Source organism: Longitalea arenae (assembly GCF_016924755.1).
GTDB classification, from domain to species: domain Bacteria; phylum Bacteroidota; class Bacteroidia; order Chitinophagales; family Chitinophagaceae; genus Niastella; species Niastella arenae.
The window spans coordinates 499,792-525,130 of record NZ_JAFFJX010000002.1; the positions used below are offsets into that span (position 1 = coordinate 499,792).

19 protein-coding genes are annotated in these 25,339 nt (G+C 45.7%); 7 read left to right on the plus strand and 12 right to left on the minus strand.

Translation table 11 applies throughout. The annotated features are described in order from the left end of the window. Nucleotides 1–187: 187 nt before the first annotated feature. The 3 genes from JT717_RS06995 to JT717_RS07005 form a co-directional block, all read right to left on the minus strand. Nucleotides 188–1,684 (minus strand): RagB/SusD family nutrient uptake outer membrane protein, encoded by a 1,497-nt coding sequence (locus JT717_RS06995; protein WP_205509483.1) that lies wholly within the window; start codon nt 1,682–1,684, stop codon nt 188–190. 36 nt (nt 1,685–1,720) lie between these two features. Then, nucleotides 1,721–4,852, minus strand: coding sequence for a SusC/RagA family TonB-linked outer membrane protein (locus tag JT717_RS07000; RefSeq protein WP_205509484.1), 3,132 nt, complete (start codon nt 4,850–4,852; stop codon nt 1,721–1,723). Nucleotides 4,853–4,953: 101 nt separating this feature from the next. Next, a complete protein-coding gene (locus JT717_RS07005) occupies nt 4,954–7,305 on the minus strand; it encodes an efflux RND transporter permease subunit (RefSeq protein WP_205509485.1) in 2,352 nt (783 codons plus the stop codon). A 339-nt stretch (nt 7,306–7,644) separates the two neighbouring features. Between JT717_RS07005 and porZ the strand changes: the two genes are divergently transcribed. Further along, nucleotides 7,645–9,945 carry a type IX secretion system anionic LPS delivery protein PorZ gene (gene porZ / locus JT717_RS07010; RefSeq protein ID WP_205509486.1) on the plus strand — a complete coding sequence of 767 codons (2,301 nt, stop codon included), beginning with the start codon at nt 7,645–7,647 and terminating at the stop codon, nt 9,943–9,945. After that, nucleotides 9,942–10,682 (plus strand): DNA repair protein RecO, encoded by a 741-nt coding sequence (recO, locus tag JT717_RS07015; RefSeq protein ID WP_205509487.1) that lies wholly within the window; start codon nt 9,942–9,944, stop codon nt 10,680–10,682. The genes porZ and recO overlap by 4 nt, the downstream gene beginning before the upstream one ends. A 216-nt stretch (nt 10,683–10,898) precedes the next feature. Here recO and JT717_RS07020 read toward each other — a convergent pair whose 3' ends face one another. Continuing rightward, nucleotides 10,899–12,068, minus strand: coding sequence for an amidohydrolase family protein (locus JT717_RS07020; protein WP_205509488.1), 1,170 nt, complete (start codon nt 12,066–12,068; stop codon nt 10,899–10,901). Between the two features lie 110 nt (nt 12,069–12,178). Here JT717_RS07020 and prfA point away from each other — a divergent pair, with 110 nt between their 5' ends. Further along, a complete protein-coding gene (prfA, locus tag JT717_RS07025) occupies nt 12,179–13,243 on the plus strand; it encodes a peptide chain release factor 1 (RefSeq protein WP_205509489.1) in 1,065 nt (354 codons plus the stop codon). 676 nt (nt 13,244–13,919) lie between these two features. Here prfA and JT717_RS07030 read toward each other — a convergent pair. The 6 genes from JT717_RS07030 to JT717_RS07055 form a co-directional block, all read right to left on the minus strand. Beyond that, a complete protein-coding gene (locus JT717_RS07030) occupies nt 13,920–14,312 on the minus strand; it encodes a VanZ family protein (protein ID WP_205509490.1) in 393 nt (130 codons plus the stop codon). Nucleotides 14,313–14,357: 45 nt separating this feature from the next. Further along, nucleotides 14,358–15,191 (minus strand): anti-sigma factor, encoded by an 834-nt coding sequence (locus JT717_RS07035; RefSeq protein WP_205509491.1) that lies wholly within the window; start codon nt 15,189–15,191, stop codon nt 14,358–14,360. Then, nucleotides 15,188–15,733 (minus strand): RNA polymerase sigma factor, encoded by a 546-nt coding sequence (locus JT717_RS07040; protein WP_205509492.1) that lies wholly within the window; start codon nt 15,731–15,733, stop codon nt 15,188–15,190. Before JT717_RS07040 ends, JT717_RS07035 begins: the two co-directional genes overlap by 4 nt. An 89-nt stretch (nt 15,734–15,822) precedes the next feature. Beyond that, nucleotides 15,823–16,203, minus strand: coding sequence for a glycine cleavage system protein GcvH (gene gcvH, locus JT717_RS07045; RefSeq protein WP_205509493.1), 381 nt, complete (start codon nt 16,201–16,203; stop codon nt 15,823–15,825). 117 nt (nt 16,204–16,320) lie between these two features. After that, the gene (locus JT717_RS07050) at nt 16,321–17,001 is read right to left on the minus strand and encodes a peptidylprolyl isomerase (protein ID WP_205509494.1); all 681 of its coding nucleotides are present in this window, start codon (nt 16,999–17,001) and stop codon (nt 16,321–16,323) included. Nucleotides 17,002–17,126: 125 nt separating this feature from the next. After that, nucleotides 17,127–17,471 (minus strand): hypothetical protein, encoded by a 345-nt coding sequence (locus tag JT717_RS07055; protein ID WP_205509495.1) that lies wholly within the window; start codon nt 17,469–17,471, stop codon nt 17,127–17,129. A 49-nt stretch (nt 17,472–17,520) separates the two neighbouring features. On the opposite strand from JT717_RS07055, the gene serS reads away from it, so the two are divergent. The 3 genes from serS (at nt 17,521) to JT717_RS07070 (ending at nt 21,895) form a co-directional block, all read left to right on the plus strand. Continuing rightward, complete coding sequence (gene serS, locus JT717_RS07060) at nt 17,521–18,792, plus strand: serine--tRNA ligase (RefSeq protein WP_205509496.1); 1,272 nt, start codon at nt 17,521–17,523, stop codon at nt 18,790–18,792. Nucleotides 18,793–19,100: 308 nt separating this feature from the next. Beyond that, a complete protein-coding gene (locus JT717_RS07065; RefSeq protein WP_205509497.1) occupies nt 19,101–20,555 on the plus strand; it encodes a DUF1800 domain-containing protein in 1,455 nt (484 codons plus the stop codon). Between the two features lie 140 nt (nt 20,556–20,695). After that, nucleotides 20,696–21,895, plus strand: coding sequence for a DUF1501 domain-containing protein (locus JT717_RS07070; protein ID WP_205509498.1), 1,200 nt, complete (start codon nt 20,696–20,698; stop codon nt 21,893–21,895). A gap of 73 nt (nt 21,896–21,968) precedes the next feature. On the opposite strand, the gene JT717_RS07075 is transcribed toward JT717_RS07070, so the two are convergent. Together JT717_RS07075 and gyrB are read right to left on the minus strand one after the other, a co-directional pair. Continuing rightward, entirely contained in the window at nt 21,969–22,175 is a 207-nt protein-coding gene (locus tag JT717_RS07075; protein ID WP_081145914.1) for a hypothetical protein, read from the minus strand. A 299-nt stretch (nt 22,176–22,474) separates the two neighbouring features. Further along, nucleotides 22,475–24,454: a DNA topoisomerase (ATP-hydrolyzing) subunit B gene (gene gyrB, locus JT717_RS07080; RefSeq protein ID WP_205509499.1), complete on the minus strand. Its 1,980-nt coding sequence runs from the start codon at nt 24,452–24,454 to the stop codon at nt 22,475–22,477. 278 nt (nt 24,455–24,732) lie between these two features. On the opposite strand from gyrB, the gene JT717_RS07085 reads away from it, so the two are divergent. Beyond that, the gene (locus tag JT717_RS07085) at nt 24,733–25,329 is read left to right on the plus strand and encodes a MerR family transcriptional regulator (RefSeq protein ID WP_205509500.1); all 597 of its coding nucleotides are present in this window, start codon (nt 24,733–24,735) and stop codon (nt 25,327–25,329) included. Nucleotides 25,330–25,339 lie beyond the last annotated feature (10 nt).

A 25,339-nucleotide genomic window follows, 5' to 3' on the forward strand; every position in this document is an offset into this window, starting at 1 on the left:
TTTTTATAGATATAATTTTCAATTTATGTAATTAGTTTGATCATGATAGTGTTATATTCACATTTAAATAAATCTCAATGTGATCCTTATTCGCAATTGCAAAGAAAATAAAAAAAGGCTGTCCATCAATCGGACAGCCCCTGGATTTCTATCAATACCCGTTTCAGGTTCAGGTCATCACCTGCGTTTATTCATTGTCTTTACATAATTTATTAAGATCGAGCTCGGTGGAAGAGACCGGCCATACATATTGTTTATTCGTGGGAAGTATGGTTGGTACCGAGGAGGAGGTGCTGCTTTTTGCGGGTATCGGAAGCCCCAGGCGCAGCAGGTCGGGACTGCGAAGGCCTTCGCCTACAAATTCGATCCGCCGTTCCAGCAACAATGCATTGATAAGATCGGTGGCCGAGGCAAAATCGGCAACGGTAAATGTTTTGGTAGCGTCTGACCGGTTCCGTACAGCATTCAATAAAGCAACCGCCTGCGCATCAACGCTATTGGTAAAGCGCGCACGGGCTTCAGCCAGGCTCAATAAAACTTCTGCATACCGGATCACCGGAACATAATCCGTATAAGGTGATGGCGCAGCAAATTTCGATACCCAGTATTTTTTGGTAGTGGTACCCGTTACTTTCACCAGCTCGCGCCGCCTATCGGTAGCCGGCCAGGCCGCAGTATTGCCAACAATACCGTTGGGATTCAGGCAATATTCCCCATTACCTACCCCGCCTAAGGAAGAGGCGGGGGAATAATAATACGCCAGCTGGTTCTGTGTGCCCGGATTATCGCCGGTGGTGGAGGTCATTGGCATTGAAAAGATCGATTCGGTTGTGTTGTAGGTGGTATAGATCTTGGTAACATCGGGCTGCAACGCATGCGCCACACCGCTTGTTGCCGTAAAAGGCGCCGTGGCGGTAACGATCTTGCTGGCCTCGGTGATCGCCTCTGCATATTTTTGCATGCTCATGTATACCCTTGTCTTTAAGGCAATAGCCGTATTCCGGTGCACCCGGGTGGTATTCAATTCTGCAGTGCTATAGGCACGGGGCAGATTCGCTTCTGCATAGTTGAGGTCGCTCAATACCTGCGTATAGATCTCCGCTACAGAACTGCGCGCCAGCTGGTAATCGGACCGCAATTTATTACCGTTTAGCCGCAAGGGTAAACCGGGTTTGCTGCCATTGCCATCCCAATATGGGCGGGCATATAATTGCAGCAGGCAATAATAGGCATAGCCGCGGATCAGCCTTGCTTCGGCCAGGTAATTCCTCGATAATGAATCACCGACTACAGCGGATCCTTTTTCAGCCATACCATCTAAAAATATATTACAGTTATTGATCGCGAGATACCCCTGCGCCCACAAGCCATTCACTTCAGCTACCGTATTGGTGAGCGTATGGTTCCACGTTTGCAGGCCGGTAACGCCATTTGTTTTCTCATTCAGAAATTCCTCTGAGCGGATATCATTGTATATAAGATAACGGCCGCCATGAAACTGACCATTTTTAAAACTGCTGTACAAGGCCCTTACCTGGTTTAACACCTGTTCTTTGGAAGAATACACACTCAGATCCGGAATATCTGAAGTAGGTACGGTATCCATGAGATCGTCGCGTTTGCAGGCGGTAAACAACAGCGTTAGCGAGCAAACAAAAAATATATGATTGATTAATTGTTTCATTTTACCTGTGTTTTGCATTTAAAAGATCAGAATACATTAGAGTCCCAGCTTTAAACCAAGCGTAACTGTTCTGCCATTGGCCACCTGGTTTCTGTCGATGCCCTGGTTGGCAGGATTATTACCATTGGTAGAGGTCTCAGGATCAGGACCGGGATATTTGGTCCATATATACAGGTTCTGGCCGCTCACATAAAAGCGGGCACTGCTGATCTTTGCTTTTTCCAGAATCGATTTTGGTAAATTATAACCGAGGCTAATATTGCGCAGCTTCAGGAAATCGCCTTTATGCACGTGCACATCGAGGGGAACGGCAGAACCATTGGAATAGTTATCGCCAAACACATTCCGGGGCATGTCGGTAATGTCGCCGGGTTTTGTCCAGGCATTCAATACCGCTTTTTCATTATTCCAGAAACGATAATCCCTCAACCCGGCTTCTGTACCGTAGTAAACATAAAAGCCTAATTGATAGGTCAACAGCACATTCAATTCAAAATTCCGGTACGTGAAGGTATTTTCGAAACCACCGATCTGTTTCGGGATTGTATTCTTTTGTAATCTTCTGTCGGTGGTGGAAATAGCAGGCGCTGCGGTACCATCGGCATACTGCCAGGAACCGGGATGCGCATAAAACACTTCCCTGTCCGCTGCATTCAGGAAGATCCTCCTGCCGGTAGCCGGATCCACGCCGCGGGTGGGGATCAAATACAAGGTACCAATGCTGTAACCGGGCTGGGTTATACTTACAGCTTCATTGGTGGAAGCGCCGGCCGGCGAGGTTACAATGATGAAAGGCAGACCAGGCGCCAAAGCCGTGACCTCATTTTTATTAATGCTCAGGTTAAAGTAGGTGTTCCAGGTGAAATCTTTTCCCTGGATCACATTGGCATTGATACCGATTTCAAAACCTTTATTATACATGCTGCCCACATTGGTTCTGATCGCATTGGGAATACCTGCCGAGGGAACCTGCGTTACGTCGAGGATGAGGCCATCGATATTGTTCTTATAATACGAGAACTCGGCTGTGACCCTGTCGGCCAGAAAACCCAGGTTGAACCCGACATCTGTTTTTTTACTGGTTTCCCAGGTAAGATCAGGATTGCCTGATCTGCTATAACCAATTGTTGGCAGGCCGCCATATAAGCCCGGCGCATAAGTACTGTAGGATTCGAAGTTGCCAATACCATTGATATTGCCCACCTTGCCATAACTCCCGCGCAGTTTGAAGCTGCTGAAGATATCATTGAGGCCGGCTGCTTCCCAGAAATTCTCTTTGGTTATTTCCCAGCCTGCAGACAGACCCCAGAACACGCCTTTGCGTTTATTATAACCGAGGCCTGAATATTCATCTTGCCGCACATTACCGCTGAGGTAGTACTTCTGGGCAAAATTATAATTCAACCGGCCGAATTGCGAATAGAGGTAATTGGACCCAATTGACAGGGATACCGGGTTATTGACCGTAAAACCTCCCTGAATATTTGAAAAATAAGGATCGGAAATGGATTGGCGCGAAAGCCCGTACCCTTCGGTGTTAGTTCGCTGATCTTCGATGCCAGCCAGTAAACCAACGGTATGCACATCGCCAAAAACATGGTCTATTGAAAGGGTATTGGTCCAAACGCTGCGTTTGTTCTTACCAAGCACGCTTTGGGCGAAACCTACTGTAGCATAACCTTCCCCGCTGGTGGGATCCTGGTAGATCTGGTTATCAGCATACAGGTAATCGATACCATACAGCGATTTCAATGTTAACCAGCTTAGCGGTTTTACCTGGATATAACCGTTTGCCAGTATATGGTTCATTTCGGTGTTACTGCGGTTCCGGTCTAATGTAATTACAGGATTATAAAAGCCCATTTGAGATTGCTTGTTATTCATAACACCAATGAGGCCGGCAGCGGTATTATAAGTGCCATCATTATTATAAGGCGAAATACTGGGCGCTGTGACCAGGGCAATGCGGCCAAAACCGCCCGTATTGAAAGCTTCCCCGGGGAGTGACCCAGAACTGGCTGCTGCCAGGTTATCTTCATTACTGTATGCTATTTTAGCACCGGTAGAAATGATCTTGTTCACTTTTTGATCAATATTGAACAGAACCGACTTTCGTCTGAAATCATTTCGTTTAACAATACCTTGCTGATTGGTATAGCCCAGTGAAAAATAGTAATTGGTGCTCTCCGTGGCGCCCGATACGCTTATGGAATTGTTATGAGATATGCCTGTGCGATAGATGTAATCGTACCAACGGGTATCGATGGGTTTACCATCTGGCCCTTCCGTTAAGGCAAAGTAGTTGGTACTGGCATTGTAGGTATTGGCATTCTTCAGGCCCTGGTTCTTGAATTCGGTATACTCCTCGGCATTCAGCAGTTCAGGTAAACGTTGTACCCTGGTTAAGCCAACCCAGCCATCGTATGATACGCGGGCACGGCCCAGTTTACCTTTTTTGGTAGTGATGAACACTACGCCATTGGCGGCACGGCTTCCGTATATGGCCGAGGCAGCTGCATCCTTGGCAATGTCGATGCTTTCAATATCACTTGGATTGATACTCGCCAGGGCATTGGCACCGGCGCTGGTTCCACTGAAATCGCCGGTAAAAGTGGGCACCCCGTCAATAACTACCAAGGGGTATGAGCTTAAAGAAATGGAGTTGGTACCACGTATTCTGAAAACAGGCGGGTTGTTCACGATACCATTCGGTACGGTTATCTGAACGCCCGGAGAGCGGCCACCTAAAGCGGCTTCAAAACTTTGAACGGGCTTGTCTGAAACGGCGGCGCCCGAAACCCTCGACACATTACCTGTTGCTTCCCTTCTTTTTTGCGTTCCGTAACCTACCACTACCACTTCGGCCAGGTTCCTGTCAGCAGATTCCAACCGGGCGTTTATGACGCCTTTGTCGCCTATGCTGATCTCTACTTCACTCATGCCAACTGCTGTAAATTTAAGGATCCGGGACCCGGCGGGCACATTCATGGAATAGTTGCCGTCGAAATCGGTGGTGGTTCCGTAAGAGGTTCCTTTGATGATAATTGAAACGTTGGGGATTGGACTACCGTCGGAGCTTGTGACTTTTCCCCTAATGGTGCGGGTTTGGGCTTGCAATAGGCACGTGCTTACGCCTACTGCAAATAGCAGTAATAGTAATTTTCTCATGTGTGAATTTTTAGTTAGTTAGTTCAACTTGTCAGGCTGGTTAGCCAACTTGTCAAGTAATCAAATATAACTAAAAGCACACACGATAAGTTAAACGCCTGTTACTTTTTTATCATCGTAAGCAACAAAGCCGGTAAAAAGATGAGGTTGGTTAAGGTGGCCAGCACGAGGGTAAGCGAAGTAAGCCATCCTAACGCCTGGGTACCGCCGAACCCGCTAAAGCAGAATATTATGAACCCTGCAATGAGCGTCAACGAGGTATAAATGATACTAATCCCTGTTTTATGAATTGTATCAATGACCAGTTCATGTGAGGATTTTTTATTCTTTAATGAAAGCTCCTGTTTGTAGTTCACCAGGAACCGGATGGTTATATCGATTGCGATGCCCAAAGCCACAGAAAACACGAGTACGGTTGATGGTTTTATTGGAACGCCCGTCCAGCCCATAACCCCGGCCGTAATAATAAGCGGAATGATATTCGGGATCAGGGAACAGATCAGAATTTTAAACGATCTGAACAGGTATAACATACAAAGAGCGATCAGAAGGAAGGCCCAGAGAATACTTTCTTTCAGTCCGTTTATTATAAAGGCGCTGCCTTCGAGGAAGGTAACGCTGGTGCCGGTAAATTCAACATGGTATCTGGAAGTATCGAACAACTGGCGGCTGCGGCCTTCAATCGTGCTGATGAGCTCGGGCAGGCGTTTGCTACCTACATCGGCCATATTAACACTGATACGTGCCTGCCGGCGGTTACTATCCATAAAAGAGCTTACAATGCGTGTGAAGTTATTTTGTTTACCACTGCTGTCTGTTGATGCTTTTGCGCTGAGATATTGCGACAAAAAGAGCAGATCCCCTTCATTGGGCACTTTGTAATTATTGCTGTCACCGTTATAATAGGCCTGGCGGGCGAACTTCAATCCCTCTACGATCGACAGCGGTCGGGCCATTTCCGGCTGTGCTGCAATAAACTGCGATAAAGAGTCGATGCGGGCAAAAGTTTGTACCGGACTGCGCCGCAATCCCTGCTTTTGTTTGGTATCCACTACGATCTCAAGCGGCATTACCCCGCGGAAGTTGGCCTCGAAGTATTTCAGGTCTTTATAGATCTTGTCGGTCTTTGGCAGATCATCTACAATAAAACCAACCGATTTCAATTTGAACATGCCGGCCACCGATGCTACCAGGATGAGGGCTGTTATGCCGTAAATGAGCTTTTGGTGATGTAAGGACCAGCGTTCGAGATTGTCCAGGATAGCGAGCAGCCATTTGTTCTCGAGGTAACGCATATGCCTTTTCCTGGGATCAGGCAAAAAGCTCAACACAGCCGGAATGAACATAATGGAAATAAAGAAAAGGGCCATGATATTGATGCCTGCTACTATACCGAATTCTTTCAGTACTTCACTTTTGGTAAGCCCGAACACTGCAAACCCAATGGCGGCCGCAATATTACAGAATAAGGTCACTATACCCATGCGGCTGATCATGGCAGTTAATGCTATCCGTTTTCTGCTTTCACCGGTAAAAACTTCGCCGTTGATATCGTTATAAGCGGTGTGATATTTATTCAGGAAGTAAATACAGTTGGGAATTCCGATCACAACGATCAGTGGCGGTATCACGCCGGTAAGCAGGGTGATCTTATAACCCATCCATTCAATGGTTCCCATACACCATATTACGCCGATGATCACTACGGCCAATGAAATGGCAGTAGCGCTGAAGCTGCGGAAAAAGACCAGTAAGATAATGGCCGATAAAATAATAGAGCCCAGCAAAAACCACTGCATTTCAGCAGCCACTTTGGTAGCGAGGTTAGTGCGTATCAGCGGCAATCCGCTGTAATGCATTTCGATATTGTGTTTACGGCCAAAGTCATCGGCTATTTCAACGATCTTCGCCACCACATCATTCCTGCGCTTCGAATTCAATACTTCTTTATTGATCCGGATCCCCATCATGTAGGTATTGGTAGCGGGGTTATATAGCAAACCTTTGTAAAAAGGCAGGTTGAAGAAAACGGCTGACATACTATCGAGCTCGGGTTGCGTTAACGATCGGCTGGCAAACACGGGAACCGCATTCAGTTTTTCATTCGCAAGATCCTTTACCAGGTTGGTAGCGGCGGGCACGCTCAATACATCTTCTACTGCAGTTACGCCTCTGATCTGTTTAGCCAGTGCTGCATAATCATTAAAAACTGCAGCCCTGAAAAGGTTGGGTGTAGTAACGCCAATGGCCATCAGATTCCCGTCTTCGCCAAACTGGCTGCGGAATGCCTGGTAGGCCTGGTATTTGGGATTATCGGTTGGAATAGCTCTTGCAAATTCATAACTCATCTGTACTTTCGAAGCGTGATAACCCATTACACCGGTAAGGGCCAGTAAGATGATTAACAGTGTCCAGCGAGACCGTAAAATGAACCGGGCGATTTTTTCCCACATAAGATATATCGAATATTAAATCTCAAATAACAAATACCATACTGGCCGCAAAGAAACTTAATTTAACAGGATTCAGGAAGTTTATTTGCCGCGCTCCCGAGCATCTAAGCATGTTTTAATGTCAGGCAGTTAAGAAATTTTATTTTCTTAATATTAGGTTTTATTTCCAGTCCTCTAGTACGTTTTTTGCTTATAGTTTATTATCAGGCACAACATATTTTTAATAAGCCGTTCTGCCGAACATCGCTTTTGCACAAAACTTTCTCCTGCTATTACCTGTCATTTTGGCCCGCAGTTGTATCTTACTAAATCAACCACATATAATTACCTTTGAAAACTATGCTACAGCGGATCCTGGCCTTTTATTGCATGGCGCTCATCATTCCATTTGCTTCTACCGCTCAATTGCAGCCAATAGGCCAATGGCGGGATCATTTACCTTATCAGCAGGTGAAAGGTGTTGCTTATACTGCCAACAGAATTTGGGCCGTTACTCCTTATAGTGTGTTCTCGGTTGATCCCGCTGACAACAGCATCGAACGCTGGAGCAGGACCAATGGGCTTGCTGAGACCGGCATCAGCGCTGTTGGCACCGAAGCAGGCGGAGAGCGGGTAATTATTGGCTATAACAACAGCAATATTGATGTATTGGTTGATGACAAGGTAATTAATATCGATGCGCTGAAAAACGCCGGACTGGCCGGCGATAAAACCATTAACGCGGTGCACATTGATCAGTCAATGGCTTACCTGGCCACTGGTATCGGCATTGTGGTGATTAACCTCGATAAATACGAAATAAAAGACACCTACATTATCGGCAACAATGGGGCAAAGACCAACGTGAACGCCATTGTCAGCGATCGTAATTTTTTGTATGCTGCTACTGAGGAAGGCATAAAGAAAGCGCCTGTCAAGGGGGTTAACCTGGCTGATTTCCGCAACTGGCAGCTGGTATCCGGCGCCAATGGATTACCTGCCGGCCGCGCACGCTCACTGGCATTGATCCAAAACAATTTGCTGGTGCTGAAAAACGATTCGCTTTGGCTACAATCCGGCAACAACTGGAGTTTGTTTTATCGCGATGGATGGACGATCCATAATTGCACCGTATCAAATAACAGGATCCTCCTGAGCGAAACGAATAACATTACCGGCCGCGTAGTGGTGCTTACGCCAACCGGCTCATTCCAGCAAAGCATCCAGGATGCAGAATGGGTAAGGTCGCCACGGCAGGCTATCTATTTCCGCAATGAATGCTGGATCGCTGACACGATAGCAGGTTTGTCGAATTTTAACGGTTCTGCTTTCACGCGGTTCTTGCCCGATGCGCCTTATTCTGTTGCTACCGGCAAAATGCAGGCAGTGAATAACACGCTTTGGGTAGCAGCCGGAACGGTGAGCCCCCAATGGCAACCGGGCAATAATAAGAACGGCCTGTATACCTTACGTAATAATAGCTGGGCCTATTTTAACGGCAGCCGCTTTTCGATCCTGGATACGCTCACCGACCTGGTATCTGTAGCTGTTGATCCGAACGATGAAAGTGTTTGGGCGGGGTCATTCGGTGGCGGACTGCTGCATATTACAAAAGACAATACCGTTTCCATCTTCAAACAAAACTCGGTTATTCAACCTGCTCATTTCAGCTCGTCAAGTTATCGCGTAAGCGGTCTTGCTCTCGATGCAGAAAATAATCTATGGGTCGCTAATTATGGCAGCCTGAACCCCGTGCATGTTAAAAAAAGAGATGGCAGCTGGCGGTCTTTCATCATCCCCTTCGCCCTGCCAGAGCAGGCTGTTTCCCAGATCTTGATCGATAATAATGACCAGAAGTGGATAGTGCTGCCAAAGAACAATGGATTGGTTTGCTTCAATCATGGACAATCTATTGATAACCCCGGCGATGATCAATGGAAGCTCTTCCGCAGCGGGAAGGGTAATGGCAACCTGCCTGATAATGACGTGCGGTGTATTGCAAAAGATAAGAACAATTTTATTTGGGTAGGTACCTCCAAAGGTATTGGTGTTATACAGTGCCCGCAACAGGTGTTTACCAACGGGGGATGTGAAGCCCTGCTTCCCATTGTGCAGCAGGACAATTTTGCCGGATATTTGTTCCGTGACGAACAGGTTCAGGCGATTGCCGTTGATGGCGCCGACCGCAAATGGGTGGGTACTCAAAACGGCGTATGGCTCATCAGTGCCAATGGTGAAAAGATCCTGTACCGTTTTACGGAAAGCAATAGTCCACTGTTAAGCAATGATGTAAAACAAATGGCCATCGATGGCAAGACCGGGGAAATATTCTTCGCCACCGACAAAGGCATTTGTTCTTTTCGCAGTACAGCTACTGAACCAACAGAAACTGCGCATGAAGCATTGGTATTTCCGAACCCTGTACCGCCCGGCTACACCGGCACTATCGCTATCAGGGGTATCACCAATAATGCGATCGTAAAGATTACTGAGCTGAATGGCCGCCTGGTGCATCAAACAAAAGCGTTGGGCAGTCAGGCCATTTGGAATGGTAAAGATTATAAAGGCCGCCCAGTTTCAACCGGTATTTACCTGGTGCTGGTGAGCGACGAAAATCATCAACAAAAACTGGTTACCAAAATCGTATTTATACAAAAATGACGCTCCATGTAACAAAAGGCATCGTGTTGCGAACGGTGAAGTATGGCGAAACCAGCGTGATCGTCAGCATTTTCACCGAGCTGTTCGGGATACAATCGTACATCGTGAATGGGGTTAGAACCTCTTCTAAAAAAGGAAGCGGTAAAGCCAACCTGTTTCAGCCGGGCGCAATTCTGGAATTGGTAGCCTATCATAACGATCTGCACCATTTGCAACGCCTGCGCGAGTTCAAATGGAGCCATTTATATCAGCATATCTTTTTCGATGTAGTAAAAAATTCCGTAGCGCTGTTTATGGTTGAACTATTGTCGAAAACGCTGAAGCAACCAGAATCCAATCCGGAGCTTTTCTATTTTGCGGAAGATGCGTTTATACATCTGGATAAAGCCGATGAGCAGGTGGTGGGCAATTTCCCGTTATACTTCGCCTTACACCTGGCTTCCTTCTATGGTTTTCGCTTTACCGACCGCTACACCGAAGAAACACCCTTTCTCGATCTGCAGGAAGGTGAATTTGTGCATGAGCATCCGGTTCACCCGCATTTTTTATCATACCCTTACAGCTATATCACTTCCCAATTGCTGAAAGTAATGCAGCCAAACGAACTCACGCAGATACGACTTAACCAGGAGACCCGCCGCACCTTATTACACGCTTACCAGATGTATTACGCCTTGCATATCCAGGATTTTGGCTTGATGAAAACCTTGCCGGTTTTGCAGGAAGTGCTTGGTTAATGTGAACAGTGGGTGGTTAAGTGGGAGATTTAAATCAATAACAAAGTGTTACAGGTTACAAGTTTCAGGAGTTCCGGTTACCAGTAACCCGGAATCAGGTACGAAGCTTAATAAACTTTTCAGGTTACAATTTTCGATTTGTAAGCCTATCAACGCCTTGCAACCTGGAATCCGGCAACCGGTAACCGGCAATCGGTAACCGGCAACAGTTACTATTTACAACAATCGCTCAACTGTAGACAAATCCTCTTTAATAACCAACACTCCCGGCTTCTTTCCGGGCTCAAAACTTCCTACCACCTCCTCCAGTTGCAGGGCCCGGGCGCCATTCATTGTAGCCCATTGTAAGAGCTCGCTGGTGGCAATATGCGGAAAATGACGGCGGATCATTTGCATTTCGGCCAGTATGCTTAACCGGTGATTAGACGCCAGGCTATCGGTGCCAATTACAATAGCCGCATTGAATTGCCGCAACAGATCAATATCCGGTATAGGATTACCGATATACTCGTTTGCATTGGGGCACAAACAGAAGAACAAATTAGCAATGGGCAATGGGCAACCCGCAATACATCTCAGATCGCTTTCATTGGTATTTGTATTGTGCACCAGGATCAGAGATTGATTGGGCAAAAAATGCGAAAGTGTAGCCTGCAGGCTTTGCCTGGCAGCTGGCTTATAAAAGTTTATGTCAATATTCAGCGCCTGGTAGAGCCGGTGAAAATCGCCGCTGCCTTTTTCTATAAACTCCCTTTCTGCGGCGCTCTCCTGGTTATGAATGGTCAGCAGGTGATTGCCCGGGAAGTGGGCGATCAACTGAAATAAGGCAGGAGAAACGGAATAAGGAGCATGCGGCACTATGGAATTGGAGGCCGCCGGCGTTCTGTATAAGCGGGCGAACTGGTCGTATACAGCCTTTGATGCCTCAAACCGCTGTTTGGCCGTACTTTCAATAAAACCCATGGTCTCAATGAAATTATGATACAGCAGCCGGCCCTGCTTTTTCTGTTCAATGGTATTGGCGGTATTACAGATATCACCCACGGCTACGATACCATGCTGAAGCATGCTGTTCTCAGCCCCTGCAATGGCCTTTTTTATGATCTCGACATCAAACCCGCGTTGCTGAATAACCTGCACCAGAAAATCAACCATGCCGGTCTTTTCAGGAATGAGGCCTTTCATGTGGCTCAATTCCAGGTGGCAATGGCAGTTTACAAAACCAGGACTTAAAATACCGGGAAACCGGGCTATGCCGTCCCCGGCTTCAGGAGCAGGAACAATGTCCACAATTTCCCCATCGGCGCTGGTAATCAAAACAGAATCGTTTGATAACCATTCAAAACCGGTAAATAAATGATCTGCCTGGAACTTTCTGTAATTCATGTAAGCGCTGAAACAATTAACTTTGCAGGTTTTAATAACGGCCGGAAAAACGGGTCATTGACCGAGGCGCATTTTTCCGGTTCCGGACCGTTCAAAATTAAGTCAAAACTATGTTAGACAAGCTGGAAGCCATAAAAGCGAAGTTTGAGGACCTGGGGGTAGCATTGACCAACCCTGAAATTGTAAGCAATAACAGGAAATTCAGTGCTATGAGTAAGGAATACCGCAGCCTGGAAAAGATCGTTAAAGCCTATGAAGAATATAAGAAGGTGCTGGGCGACCTGGAGATGTACAAGGAAGCCCTGAATGGCGAAGATGCAGAATTGCGTGAACTGGCGAAGGAAGAACTGCCGGCACTGGATGAAAACAAGGAAAAGCTGGAAGCCCATATTCGTCAGTTGCTGATACCGAAAGATCCGCAGGACGAAAAGAATTGTATTCTTGAGATCCGGGCCGGTACTGGCGGCGACGAGGCCAGCCTGTTTGCGGGTGACCTGCTGCGCATGTACTTGCGCTATTGTGAGAAGAAAGGCTGGAAAACAGCCATTCTGAGCGAATCGGAAGGTACCGTAGGAGGTTACAAAGAGGTTCAGTTAGAAGTGACCGGTGAAGATGTGTACGGCACTCTGAAATTTGAAAGTGGCGTACACCGCGTACAGCGCGTTCCGGATACAGAAACTTCGGGCCGGGTACATACTTCGGCCGCAACCGTAGCCGTAATGCCTGAGGCCGAAGAAGTAGATGTTGAGGTAAAGGATAGCGACGTAAAAATGGAAACTGCCCGAAGCGGCGGCGCCGGTGGCCAGAACGTAAACAAGGTAGAAACAAAAGTTATCTTAACCCACCTGCCCACGGGTACGGTGGTTATGTGTCAAACGGAGCGTACGCAGTTAGGCAACCGCGAAAAAGCCATGCAAATGCTGCGTACCAAATTGTATGAAGAAGAAGTGCGTAAACAGGAAGAAGAAATTTCAAGACATAGAAAAAGTCTGGTAAGCTCAGGCGACCGCAGTGCAAAGATCAGAACTTATAATTACCCGCAGGGCCGTATTACAGATCATCGTATTGGCCTTACCGTTTACAACCTCGATGAAGTAATGAATGGCAATGTGCAGGAGTTCATTGATGCATTACAATTTGCTGAAAATGCTGAAAAGTTGGCTAAACAGAATTAATCGTACTGATATTTATCGCAGAAACGTCTTGTTAAAGCAGGACGTTTTTTTTATGCCCTATATTATAATGAATGTCCAACTTTGGTGCCCGTGAAAGGGCGCAATGGAACCAGACGCAGACCCACAGAGTGTTTCACAGCTTTCGCCCTGTCTTGCTGACTGTTCCACAATATTGGGAACACGGCGGATGCAATAAACCTTAAGAAGGTTGCATTAATTTTTAATTAATTTGATAGTGTACTAATAAACGTTATAACGGTGGCTGGTACCGAAGTTAACAGAAGGACTTACACCTTTTCAATTAACGTTCGTTCGGTTTTATGATAGGAGTTTTACGTGTTGACACTGTATTCTGTAATACCCAAAAACACGCGAATGTTAACGTTTTACAAAAAGTCGAAAGAGGTTGATGAAATTCACGAAATACGTAGTTCCTTTGCATTAGAAATTTCAACGCGTTAGTTCTTTGCCAGATGAGTCCGGGTTCTTTTAATCGTACTTTAACGGGCTTCTCTATACTAATGGCATCGGATTTGCGTTATATAATAAAGTTCTTTTTTAACGACTCACACAAAGCAGTCAATTTTCTCATAAGCAGTTAGTTTTGGTTACGGCCCCTGTTTCTACAGGGGCTATTTTTTTGTATATAACTATCTGACTTACAAGCCTCCACTTTTTACTTTACTCTTACAAATAAATGGTATACGGCAGCTATTACAGCACCCGCTGTATCAGCAATGATATCGATACCGTCGAAGCTACGGTTAGGAATATAGTCTCTTTGTAGAAATTCTAACCCAATCCCCAATCCGACACTAAAAAGTGTCAGCGCTACAATAATCTGCAGCCATTTTGATTTATGATTACGCCGGAAATAGAGGTTAAATGCCCATAGCAAAACAATGCCGCCGAAGAGGATGGCGTGCACTACTTTATCAATACCTTCGGTAGAAAACACCCCGGCACTCGGAATGGCCGAACCTGGCAGGCAGAGTAAAAAAATAGTTAAGGCGGTCCAGGCGATAGGAATGATCTTCCAGGTACAAAGCTTTTTAACAAGACGCATCATATGAGGCGGAAGATAATGCAAAAAAAATAGAGGTGAAAGACTAAACTAAACCTTCCCCATCACATACATGGGGCCCTTGGGAGTAGGGCTTCCTCCCTCCTGTTCCAAGGTAATGGCAAACAGCTGGGCGCGGGGAATATTCTTCATTTTGACCATCATGCGGCCTTCATCCATGTGCAGCGTACCGGCGTCCACGGGTTGGTTGTCGACAATCGCCCACAACTGATATTGTTTTCCGCTTTCGGGCTGTGGCAGGTTATTTACCATCAGGTATACATCTTTGGTGCGGGTATCCCATAAAACGGTTGCCTGGCTTCCCGGTGCCGGACTGCCATTGCCTGGTACCGCGCTGGCATCCATATAGATCTTGGCCATATTTGGATTGGTGAGGCCTGCGATGGTTCGTTCGTAGCCGCCCATGCGGGTTTGCATAGCCTTATTATTCAATGCCAGCTCAGCCTGCCGGGCTACCAGCTGATCATAGCGCTGACTATATTCACGATACTTTTTGAAATAATAGACATTCAGTGCAGCACTGCCTGCGAGCAGCACAATCGCAGCTGCCGCCACATACCGCATGGCCATGGAAATAGGTGACCGCCTGATGGGGCGGAGTTGCACCACAGGCGCCCCACCATTAATATTGACAGCGGGTTCCGCAACAAATTGCTGCAGAATGGTTTCCCGCAAATGGGCGGGGGGTGCCACTGCCCCAGCCAGGGCATGCTGTTCAAGGGAAAGCTCAAAGGCATCCCGGGCCGCACGTACTTCAGCAAAACGGGTGCACATCTCTTCAAATTCAGCCCGTTCCGCCTCATCGGCGAGCCCCAGCACATAGCTTTCCACTATGCCACTTGATATGTATTCCTGTATGTTCACTTCAATAATGCCCGTAGTTGGATCAATGCATTCCTGATACGCGTTTTCACCGTTCCCAGCGGAAGTTGTTCCAGCGCTGCGATCTCCTCGTGCGTATATCCTTTAAAATAAGCCAATTCTATCAATGTCCGCTGTTCTTCCCGCAATTGTTCCAGCACCTTTCGCAACCCGATGGTGTCGATACCAGGTTGATTTATGTCAGTGACCGGCAAAGTATCTACGTTTTCCTGTATCGATTGGTTTTTGCGGCTGTTCTGGTAGCTGCGTGAGCGCAGGGTGTCAATGGAGGCGTTGCGCGCAATATTCATCATCCAGGTGAATAACCGGCCTTTACCGGTATCATATTGCTCTATCCGCCGCCAGATATTCACGAAAACTTCCTGCAGCACATCGTTGGCTAGTTCGGCATCACTCACTATTTGCAATATGATACTGTACAAAGCCGATGCATAATTATCGTATAAATAGGCAAAGGCTTTGTTATCCCTGTTACGCAACAGGGACACCAACTCCTGTTCGGTATATGTTAGTGTAATTCCCAATGTGTTACCCGGAACCTGGTGTTACAAAAAAAAAGTGGTCTTAAACCACTTTCAATTTACGCAATAACATTAGCACCGGATTTTTTATTTTAGGCGCCTACCAGCTCCGAGTAAGCTGCAGCATCCATTAATGCCTTTACATCGTCTGGGTTACTTACAGTCATTTTAACCATCCACCCTTCGCCATATGGATCGGTATTAACCACCTCGGGTGCATCTGCCAGGGCTGGGTTAACCTCATTAATGGTGCCTGAAACGGGCAGATACAGGTCAGAAACCGTTTTAACCGCTTCTACTGTACCAAATACAGCTTCCGCCATCAGGGTTTTACCAACTGTTTCTATTTCTACATACACAATATCACCCAACTCGCGCTGGGCAAAATCAGTAATACCAATTGTAGCGATGTTGCCTTCCAGTTTTATCCATTCATGATCCTTGGTGTAACGAAGATTATCCGGAAAATTCATGTTTTGAAATTTAGAGCTGCAAGATTAAGAAATTTATGTTAGTCCCAAGGACCCAAAAGTTGAAAGTGCAGAATTAAGTTATTACCGGTAATGGCCGGCGCATCTGTACTTATTACACTATTGTCTTTTAATAAGTGTGGCTTTGATGATGCGAACATCTTCCAGCGGGCGGTTACGCTCACCGGTAGCTACGGCAGCAATACTGTCAATAACGTTCACCCCTTTGATCACCTCCCCAAAAACGGTATATTTTGTATCGAGAGAAGGAGTGCCGCCAATGGTCTTATATACTTCACGGTGCGCTTCAGGGATCTTGTAGCCGTTGAGCCGGGCCTCAATTTGATTCAGATCCTCTTCGGAATACACATGACCATGCACCAGGTAAAACTGGCTGCCATTGCTTTCCCGGGTAGGGTTGATATCGTCGCCGGTACGCGCTGCTGCCAAAGCCCCTTTTTTGTGGAACAAGAGGTCGGGCCTGATCTCTGCCGGAACATTATACCCGGGGTTTCCGCCGCCCAGGGCTTCCCCTGGTTTGGCCGTTTTACTTTTAGGATCACCGGCCTGCACCATAAACTGGTTCATAACGCGGTGAAATAAAAGACCGTCGTAGTAGTGCTGGTTAACGAGCTTAATAAAATTATCGCGATGGCGGGGCGTAGAATCCGATAAGCGAATGACCATGGTGCCTTTGGAGGTCACTAATTCCACATCTTTGTTAAGGTCGGCCTTTTTTACCTGCGAAAATGAAGCAGAAACAAAGAGTAAGGCTACACTAAATAAAGTCAGCTTTTTCATAGTATGAGATAATGTAATAGTAAACAGCAATGTGCTGATTCGATAATTTGCTAACCTGCTATAAAAGCGGAATAGCTATGATGAAACAGTAGCAAAGTAGCACATCGGCACATTAGCTGATTTGTTTAAAATCCCTGCTGATCAAAATACAAAAGAATATGATCTTTTAAAAAATTCTCCTGTTCGGGAAGCGACATCACCGGCAGGGCTTTCAGCTGCCTGAAATGGGGCCAGCCTTCTTCATCTACACGTTCCATTTCGTAATAGCCGCTTTGTGACAGCAATGAACAGGTGGCCACATGCATGAGATCCTGCTTTTGTTCCTTGCTGAACTTGGCCTTGATGTCACCAAATTCCTGAATACCTATTAAAAACAAAATGGTTTCCATGTCTGGTTTGCGGCCAAACCGTTCCATTAATTTTTCTTCCAGCTTCCACCACCGGGATTGTAAATCGTCATTTGCCTGCATACCGCAAAATTAGCACATTAGCCTATCTTTGCCGCAAACCTGATTTCACATGTTACAGATCGCATTTATTAGACAAAACACGGCGCTGGTAAAGGAAAGACTGGCTATAAAGAATTTCGGGGATCTTGCATTGGTAGATGAGATCATTTCCCTGGATGACAACCGGAAAAAGCTGCAGCTTGAATTTGACACTACCCAGTCAAAAATAAATGCCGCCTCCAAAGAAATCGGGCAATTAATGGCCAAGGGGCAAAAAGATGCTGCCGAAACGCAAAAACAGGAAGTGGCCACTTTAAAAACAGCCCTGCAGCCGATCGCCGACCAACTGGCTCAAACCGAGAAAAAACTGCAGGAGCAGATCGTAAAACTGCCCAACCTGCCTTCTGATAAAGTACCACCCGGCAAAACACCTGAAGAAAATATCACCATCCGCGAAGGAGGCAAATTACCCGCCCTTCATGCGGGTGCGGTTCCGCATTGGGACCTCACCAAAAAATACAACCTGATCGATTTTGAGCTGGGTAATAAAATCACCGGCAGCGGCTTTCCTGTCTATATCGGCAAAGGCGCCAAACTGCAACGTGCATTAATTCAATATTTTTTGGATTATAACAGCAATGCAGGCTACACGGAATTTATTCCGCCCCATATGGTGAATGAAGCTTCTGCATTTGGAACCGGTCAGTTGCCCGATAAAGAAGGACAAATGTACTTTGTTACTGAAGACAATTTTTACCTGATACCCACAGCCGAGGTGCCGGTAACCAATATTTATCGCGATGAATTATTGAAAGAAACCGACCTTCCGGTCAAGATGACGGCTTATACTCCCTGCTTTCGCCGTGAAGCAGGCAGTTATGGTAAAGATGTTCGTGGCCTGAACCGCCTGCACCAGTTCGATAAGGTTGAAATTGTTCAAATCGTTCATCCCGATAAAAGCTATGAAGTTCTCGAAGAAATGGTAAATCATGTGGAAGCCCTGCTGAACACCCTGAATCTGCCTTACCGCATATTGAAATTATGCGGCGGCGATATGGGCTTTGCATCGGCACTTACTTATGATTTTGAAGTGTACAGTGCAGCTCAGCAAAAATGGCTGGAAGTAAGTTCTGTATCAAATTTCGAAGCTTATCAAACCAACCGGATGAAAATCCGGTTCAAAGATGCCAACGGTAAAAATCAACTGGTGCACTCGCTGAACGGCAGTTCACTGGCCTTACCAAGAATAGTCGCCTGTTTGCTGGAGAACCACCAAACAGAGACGGGTATTCAATTGCCGGCTGTGCTTCATAGTTATTTTGGTGCTGGCGAAATCAACTAAGTCACTATGGGTTGTTTTAAGCATTGATTTTGCTAGCATAAATCTTTGTCAAGAGGCTGTATCAATTGAAGTGATGCAGCCTCATTTTATTGGGGTACCTGCCGGACACAGTTAGTCGTTTAAGCCAGTCACAAACCCTTTATTTATTTTTGATAGATCCCATTTTGCTTTCATATTTCTGAGGCATACAGTACGCCGCAAAAAGCCGCATAATCACCCAATTCGGCACTCATATCAAGAATTAATTAATCTGAAGCGAATCGTTAAACTTTTAACAAATGCCGTAGTCACAGGGCAAACGCCCCGTAATGAATGTAACTGCCCAGCTAAAAAATCAACACCTGTTATGGCGTGCCGGCTTTGGCCCTATGGCTGAAGAATTCCACCAGCTGGCAACAGCCTCACAAAAATCGTATGTTAACTCACTGTTTAAAGCATCTGCTAAAAGTCCGGCCATGATCGATGTGGCCGATAATGCCATTAAAGGACTGGTTATGGGCATTCAGGAAGTGGGGAAAACAAACCGTAATCCCGATGAAAACCAGCGCAGAAAGATCCGCCAGCAGTCACGCGAAGACCTGAAAAGCCTCAATATTACCTGGCTGAACCTGATGGTGAACAGTGAACAGCAATTACGAGAAAAAATGGCCTTGTTCTGGCACGGACACTTCGCCAGCCGCAACCTTAATATCCTGTATCAGCAACAGCTATTGGATATCATCCGGCAAAATGCGCTGGGCAATTTTAGAGACCTGCTCAGGGAAGTGAGTAAAAGCGCTGCCATGATCAACTTCCTCAACAATAATCAAAACAGGAAAGGCCATCCCAATGAGAACTTTGCCCGTGAAGTGATGGAACTATTTACAATGGGCCGCGGCAATTATACCGAGAACGACATTAAAGAAGCCGCCCGGGCTTTTACCGGCTGGAGCGCTAACCTGGCCGGTGAATTTATTTTCAGAAAAAACCAGCACGACGAAGGGCAAAAGACAGTGCTGGGTAAAACAGGCAACTTCGATGGCGATGATGTTTTAAATATTTTACTTGAACACAAAGAAACAGCTATCTATATCACCCGTAAAATATATCGTTTTTACGTAAACGATGTACCCGATGAAGCACAGGTAAGCCGGCTGGCCGAACGCTTCTATCAAAGCGGCTATGATATTAAGGAATTAATGAAAGAGATCTTCACCAGCGACTGGTTCTATGATGCAAAAAATATTGGCTGCCGGATAAAATCACCCGTAGAACTGCTCGTCGGCATCCGCCGGGCTCTGCCCATGCAACTTGACAATGAACAAGTGCAGCTCTTGTTACAGAGATTGCTGGGCCAGGTCTTGTTTTACCCACCCAATGTAGCAGGATGGCCGGGCGGTAAAAACTGGATCGACAGCTCTTCTCTGATGTTCCGCCTGCGTATACCGCAATTAATTGTCGACAACCATGAAGTTGCTCTCACGCCCAAAGATGATGATGACCAGATGATGGGCATGAAAGAGATGGACAGGATGAAAATGAAGATGGGTAAAAAAGGCGGTCAGCTTATTTCGGCTGCAGTGGATTGGGAAAGCTACCAGAAAAAATTTGAGAAGGTCCCGCGTGAAAAATTACTGAACGCGATTGCGGGCATCCTGATCCAGGGCGGAACGGCGGTCGATGAAAAAATACTGAATAAATACATCGATGCATCGAGCCGTGAAAACTATATTAAGACTGCTACCATTCAATTAATGAGTACTCCCGAATATCAATTATGTTAAACGGCAGCGGCAATCTGTTTCAGACAGCGCCAGATCAGTTATTAACTGTAAAATTCGCGAGCTGTTCACCATCGACCAGGTAAACGGTACCTGCAACGAAGAATCCAAAACGGAACATGTAGAATTAAAGATCTTCTTATATGTACATAAAACGTAAAGAATTTTTACAGATAGGTTCGCTGGCAACCGCATCGATGATGCTGCCCAAATTTTTAAAAGCGTTTGAAAGACCAGCCTTTGTGCCGCCTGGCAACAAAGTACTCGTGGTACTACAATTAAGCGGCGGCAATGACGGTTTGAATACGGTAATACCGGTTCGAAACGATATCTATTACAGGTCGAGGCCCCGCTTAGGTATTACCAAAGAGCAGGCTTTGTTATTAACAGATGAAGTGGGTTTACACCCGGCATTAACCGGTTTAAAAGACCTGTATGCCGACGGCAGCCTGGGCATTTTGAACAGCGTAGGATACCCGAATCCCGACAGATCGCATTTCAGAAGCATGGACATCTGGCACAGCGCCAGCAAGAGCAATGAGTATGTATACACCGGTTGGGTAGGCCGCTATCTCGATGCGCAATGTGCCGGTTGTGATAAACCAACACAGGCATTGGAAATAGATGATGTATTGAGCCTGGCCATGAAAGGCGAACATGTAAAAGGCCTGGCGATGAAAGACCCCAGGCGATTGTTCAATTCTTCGAATGATAAATATTTTAAGGAAGTGGCAGCCAGCCACCGTATACATGGGGATGAAAAACCGGTTGATTATCTATATAAAACAATGGCCGAAACCGTTAGCAGCGCAGATTATATCTTCAAACAAAGCCGTGTTCATCCAACGAGTACAGAATACCCGAAAACAGAGATCGGCAACAGCCTGAAAACAATTGCGAGCCTCATCTTCTCTGACATCAACACCAAGGTATACTATTTGTCATTAGGCAGTTTTGATACGCATGTAGCGCAGGAAGGGCAACAAAAAAGATTGTTTACGGAAATGAATGCGGCTATTACGGCTTTTGTAAAAGACCTCAAAAGCAACAATAGGTTTCAGGATGTAATGTTGATGAGCTTTTCAGAATTCGGCCGGCGTGTATCGCAAAATGCCAGCGGTGGCACCGATCATGGAACAGCTAACAATATGTTTTTAATAAGTGGTGGTTTGCAACAAAAAGGCGTGTTGAACGCTATGCCTGATCTGGCAGATCTTCAGGAAGGTGATCTGAAATATAAAGTAGATTTTAAAAGTGTGTACGCTACTATCCTCAATAAATGGCTGCAGGCAGATGACAAAAAAATATTAGGCAGCCAGTACGATCATCTCAATTTCATTTAGGTGATAGATCAATCAGTCAAATGAATCAACTAACCTCGATGAGTAATTGATGCATTTGACTGATTGACTGAATTTATTCCCAACCTTGTTTGGCAACACCGGCTTTAATTGCGGCCAGCGCTTTTTCTTCGCCCAATAAAGTAGTTAATTTATTTCCCTTCCCATCATGCCCCTGTGCCATATAAGCTCCTTTTGCAGTTTTAGTGATTACCGCATCCTGAATAGGCACATTCTTTTCTTTTGTTTTTACGTTGTATGCTGTAAGTGTGATTTCAGACATAATTAGTTCGTTTATGTGGTTAGTAGATTTAAAAATTGCAACTTGTCTTACAAAATCTTAGCCAGAACATTGAAATGGCGTTTAAATATACGAAAATCCAATGTGCTAATGTGATAATGTGCTAATATGCTAATTGAAATGTTATAATTCCCATCAACAATGAGATATGTTGTGATTATTACATAGTAAAATACAATCGCTTAAACAGTAAAGGCACATTAAAAAAAATGTGCTAATGCAAATCCTGATCTGATTTCCATTAGCACATTAACTAATTAGCAAATTATCACATTATGCTTTTATACATCCAGTCGTGCATATTTCGCATGACTTTCTATGAATTCGCGGCGCGGAGCTACTTCATCACCCATCAGCATGCTGAAGATGCGATCGGCTTCAGCAGCGCTTTCAATAGTAACTCTCTTCAACGTGCGGCTATCAGGATTCATGGTTGTTTCCCATAGTTGTTCTGCGTTCATTTCACCCAAACCTTTGTATCGTTGTACAGTAACGCTTTCATCTTTTCCGGCGCCGATTCTTTCTACCAAAGCTTTGCGTTGTTCTTCATTCCATGCATAAGCCTGTTCCTTCCCTTTCTTAACGAGGTACAGGGGTGGTTGTGCAATGTAAACATATCCCTGCTCAACCATTTCTTTCATGTAACGGTAAATGAAAGTAAGGATCAGTGTGGCGATATGGCTACCATCCACATCGGCATCGGTCATGATGATAAGTTTGTGATAGCGGAGCTTGGTTAAATTGAGTGCTTTCGGATCATCTGGCGTGCCCACGGTTACACCCAGCGCCGTATACATATTCCTGATCTCTTCGTTCTCATAGATCTTGTGTTCCATGGCTTTTTCTACGTTCAGGATCTTTCCCCTAAGCGGCAGAATAGCCTGGAAGCTGCGTTCACGGCCTTGTTTGGCAGTACCACCGGCCGAGTCACCCTCAACCAGGAAGAGCTCGCAACGCTCCGGATCGCGGTCGCTACAGTCGGCCAGTTTACCAGGTAAACCACCACCGGTCAACACCGATTTACGTTGCACCAGCTCGCGGGCTTTACGGGCAGCAGCCCTTGCCTGTGCGGCCAGAATAACTTTAGAGATGATATTTTTAGCTTCCTTGGGATTCTCTTCCAGGAATGCTTCGAGTACTTTCGAAACCGTTGAATCAACAACCCCACTTACCTCACTGTTACCCAGTTTGGTTTTTGTTTGTCCTTCAAACTGCGGCTCAGGTACCTTTACCGATACAATAGCGCTTAACCCTTCCCGGAAATCATCGCCTTCAATTTCAACCTTTGCTTTTTCAAAGAGGTTCTGACGGTCGCCATATCCTTTGAATACACGGGTCAATGCCCTGCGAAAACCAGCCACGTGTGTACCACCTTCGATAGTGTTAATGTTATTCACATACGAATAGATATGTTCACTATAACTATCATTGTAGGTGAGTGCAACTTCCACCGCAACGTTGGTAGCCTCATCCCTTCCCTCCACATAAATTATGTTGGGAATTAAAGCGGTGCGGCCGGCATTCTTATCAAGCATCTCTACAAACTCGGTAATACCGCCTTCGCTGTAGAATGTTTTGCTGTAAGTAGTATCGTCTTCCCCTTTTTCACGCAGATCGTTCAGGGTAATCCGGATACCGCGGTTGAGGTATGCCAGTTCGCGCAAACGGCCTTCCAGAATATCTGTTTTATAAACCGATGTAGTAAAAATGGTTGTATCGGGCCAGAAATGCGTGAGTGTACCGGTTGTAGAGCTGGCGCCAATTTCACGTACAGGATATTGTGGTATACCGATATGATATTCCTGTTCGAAGATCTTTCCTTCACGTTGTACAGTAACATGCAGTTTTGTACTTAATGCGTTTACGCAACTCACACCCACCCCGTGCAAACCACCGGAAACTTTGTAGGTATTTTTATCGAATTTACCACCGGCGTGCAGTACTGTCATTACCACCTCCAAAGCACTTTTTTTCTCTTTAGGATGAATACCGGTAGGAATACCGCGTCCATCATCCTGAACAGAAATAGAGTTGTCTTCATGGATGGTAACCACAATGTTTTTACAGTAACCTGCCAGGGCTTCGTCAATTGAGTTATCTACAACCTCATATACCAGGTGATGCAGACCTTTCTCGCCAATGTCACCAATATACATCGCAGGACGCTTGCGTACTGCTTCCAAACCTTCTAAAACCTGAATGCTATCTGCTCCGTAACCGTTACTGGCAGTGATAGGGATTTCCGTAGTTTCTGTAGCCATAGATTCGTGTGGAATGCTCTTGCAGTTTATAAAAAATTAATCCCGCAAATTTACTAAAAATTAAAGGGTTTGCCGTCATTTAAGGCCCCTTTTTATGAACTTTTTTCCCTGGCTGAAAAGCCCCAACAGCCTGGCTTTTAAGGCATAAAGTAATAGGTTTTCCACATTATTCAACAGATGGTTAATAAGTTGTCAAAACAGCCCTTTTCCACCCTTTGTATCTTTACTGCACGATATTTGATAGCTTAAAGAATTTTCACCAGGTTATCAGTTGAATTATGGACAACCGCAATTACTCCCAGATCACTTTTGAGTTCAATGATACGCCTTCCTCACCCGAAAATGAGGCAGCTATCGGAATTCGAATAAAATCGATCAAATCAGAAACAGAGCAGGTTAAAAACGACATTCCGGAAACGGCTGTAGTGGAAGAACCATTGACGGAAAAAGCCATCACGGAAGCAGTAACTGCGCCGGCTAAAAAATCGACGCGGGGCCGAAAATCATTGAAAGCCCTGGATGCCGAAGCCGACCTGGTAAACATTCCCGACGATGAAACATTGTTTCAACGCCAGTACTACTCTATTGGTGAAGTAGCCGACATGTTTGGCGTAAATCAATCCTTACTGCGTTTTTGGGAAAATGAATTTGATATCATTCAACCCCGCAAAAACCGAAAAGGCGACCGCCATTTCCGGCCTGTAGATATCAAAAACCTGGAACTGATCTACGACCTGCTGCGTCGCCGCAAGCTCACCATCGAAGGCGCAAAAGATTTTTTGAAGAAGAACTCCAAAGCAGCTGCACATTTCGAAATGATCCAGTCGCTGCAATCACTGAAAGGATTTTTACTGGAAATAAAAGCCGCATTGTAGGGCAAAAAAT

Coding starts and splice junctions, on each gene's coding strand:
- JT717_RS07075 (WP_081145914.1), bottom strand. CDS start 22,175: ATGTCTGAAATCACACTTACAGCATACAACGTAAAAACAAAAGAAAAG.
- JT717_RS07050 (WP_205509494.1), bottom strand. CDS start 17,001: ATGAAAAAGCTGACTTTATTTAGTGTAGCCTTACTCTTTGTTTCTGCT.
- serS (WP_205509496.1), top strand. CDS start 17,521: ATGTTACAGATCGCATTTATTAGACAAAACACGGCGCTGGTAAAGGAA.
- JT717_RS07070 (WP_205509498.1), top strand. CDS start 20,696: ATGTACATAAAACGTAAAGAATTTTTACAGATAGGTTCGCTGGCAACC.
- porZ (WP_205509486.1), top strand. CDS start 7,645: ATGCTACAGCGGATCCTGGCCTTTTATTGCATGGCGCTCATCATTCCA.
- prfA (WP_205509489.1), top strand. CDS start 12,179: ATGTTAGACAAGCTGGAAGCCATAAAAGCGAAGTTTGAGGACCTGGGG.
- JT717_RS07065 (WP_205509497.1), top strand. CDS start 19,101: ATGAATGTAACTGCCCAGCTAAAAAATCAACACCTGTTATGGCGTGCC.
- recO (WP_205509487.1), top strand. CDS start 9,942: ATGACGCTCCATGTAACAAAAGGCATCGTGTTGCGAACGGTGAAGTAT.
- JT717_RS07085 (WP_205509500.1), top strand. CDS start 24,733: ATGGACAACCGCAATTACTCCCAGATCACTTTTGAGTTCAATGATACG.
- JT717_RS07005 (WP_205509485.1), bottom strand. CDS start 7,305: ATGTGGGAAAAAATCGCCCGGTTCATTTTACGGTCTCGCTGGACACTG.
- gyrB (WP_205509499.1), bottom strand. CDS start 24,454: ATGGCTACAGAAACTACGGAAATCCCTATCACTGCCAGTAACGGTTAC.
- JT717_RS07020 (WP_205509488.1), bottom strand. CDS start 12,068: ATGAATTACAGAAAGTTCCAGGCAGATCATTTATTTACCGGTTTTGAA.
- JT717_RS06995 (WP_205509483.1), bottom strand. CDS start 1,684: ATGAAACAATTAATCAATCATATATTTTTTGTTTGCTCGCTAACGCTG.
- JT717_RS07055 (WP_205509495.1), bottom strand. CDS start 17,471: ATGCAGGCAAATGACGATTTACAATCCCGGTGGTGGAAGCTGGAAGAA.
- JT717_RS07030 (WP_205509490.1), bottom strand. CDS start 14,312: ATGATGCGTCTTGTTAAAAAGCTTTGTACCTGGAAGATCATTCCTATC.
- gcvH (WP_205509493.1), bottom strand. CDS start 16,203: ATGAATTTTCCGGATAATCTTCGTTACACCAAGGATCATGAATGGATA.
- JT717_RS07000 (WP_205509484.1), bottom strand. CDS start 4,852: ATGAGAAAATTACTATTACTGCTATTTGCAGTAGGCGTAAGCACGTGC.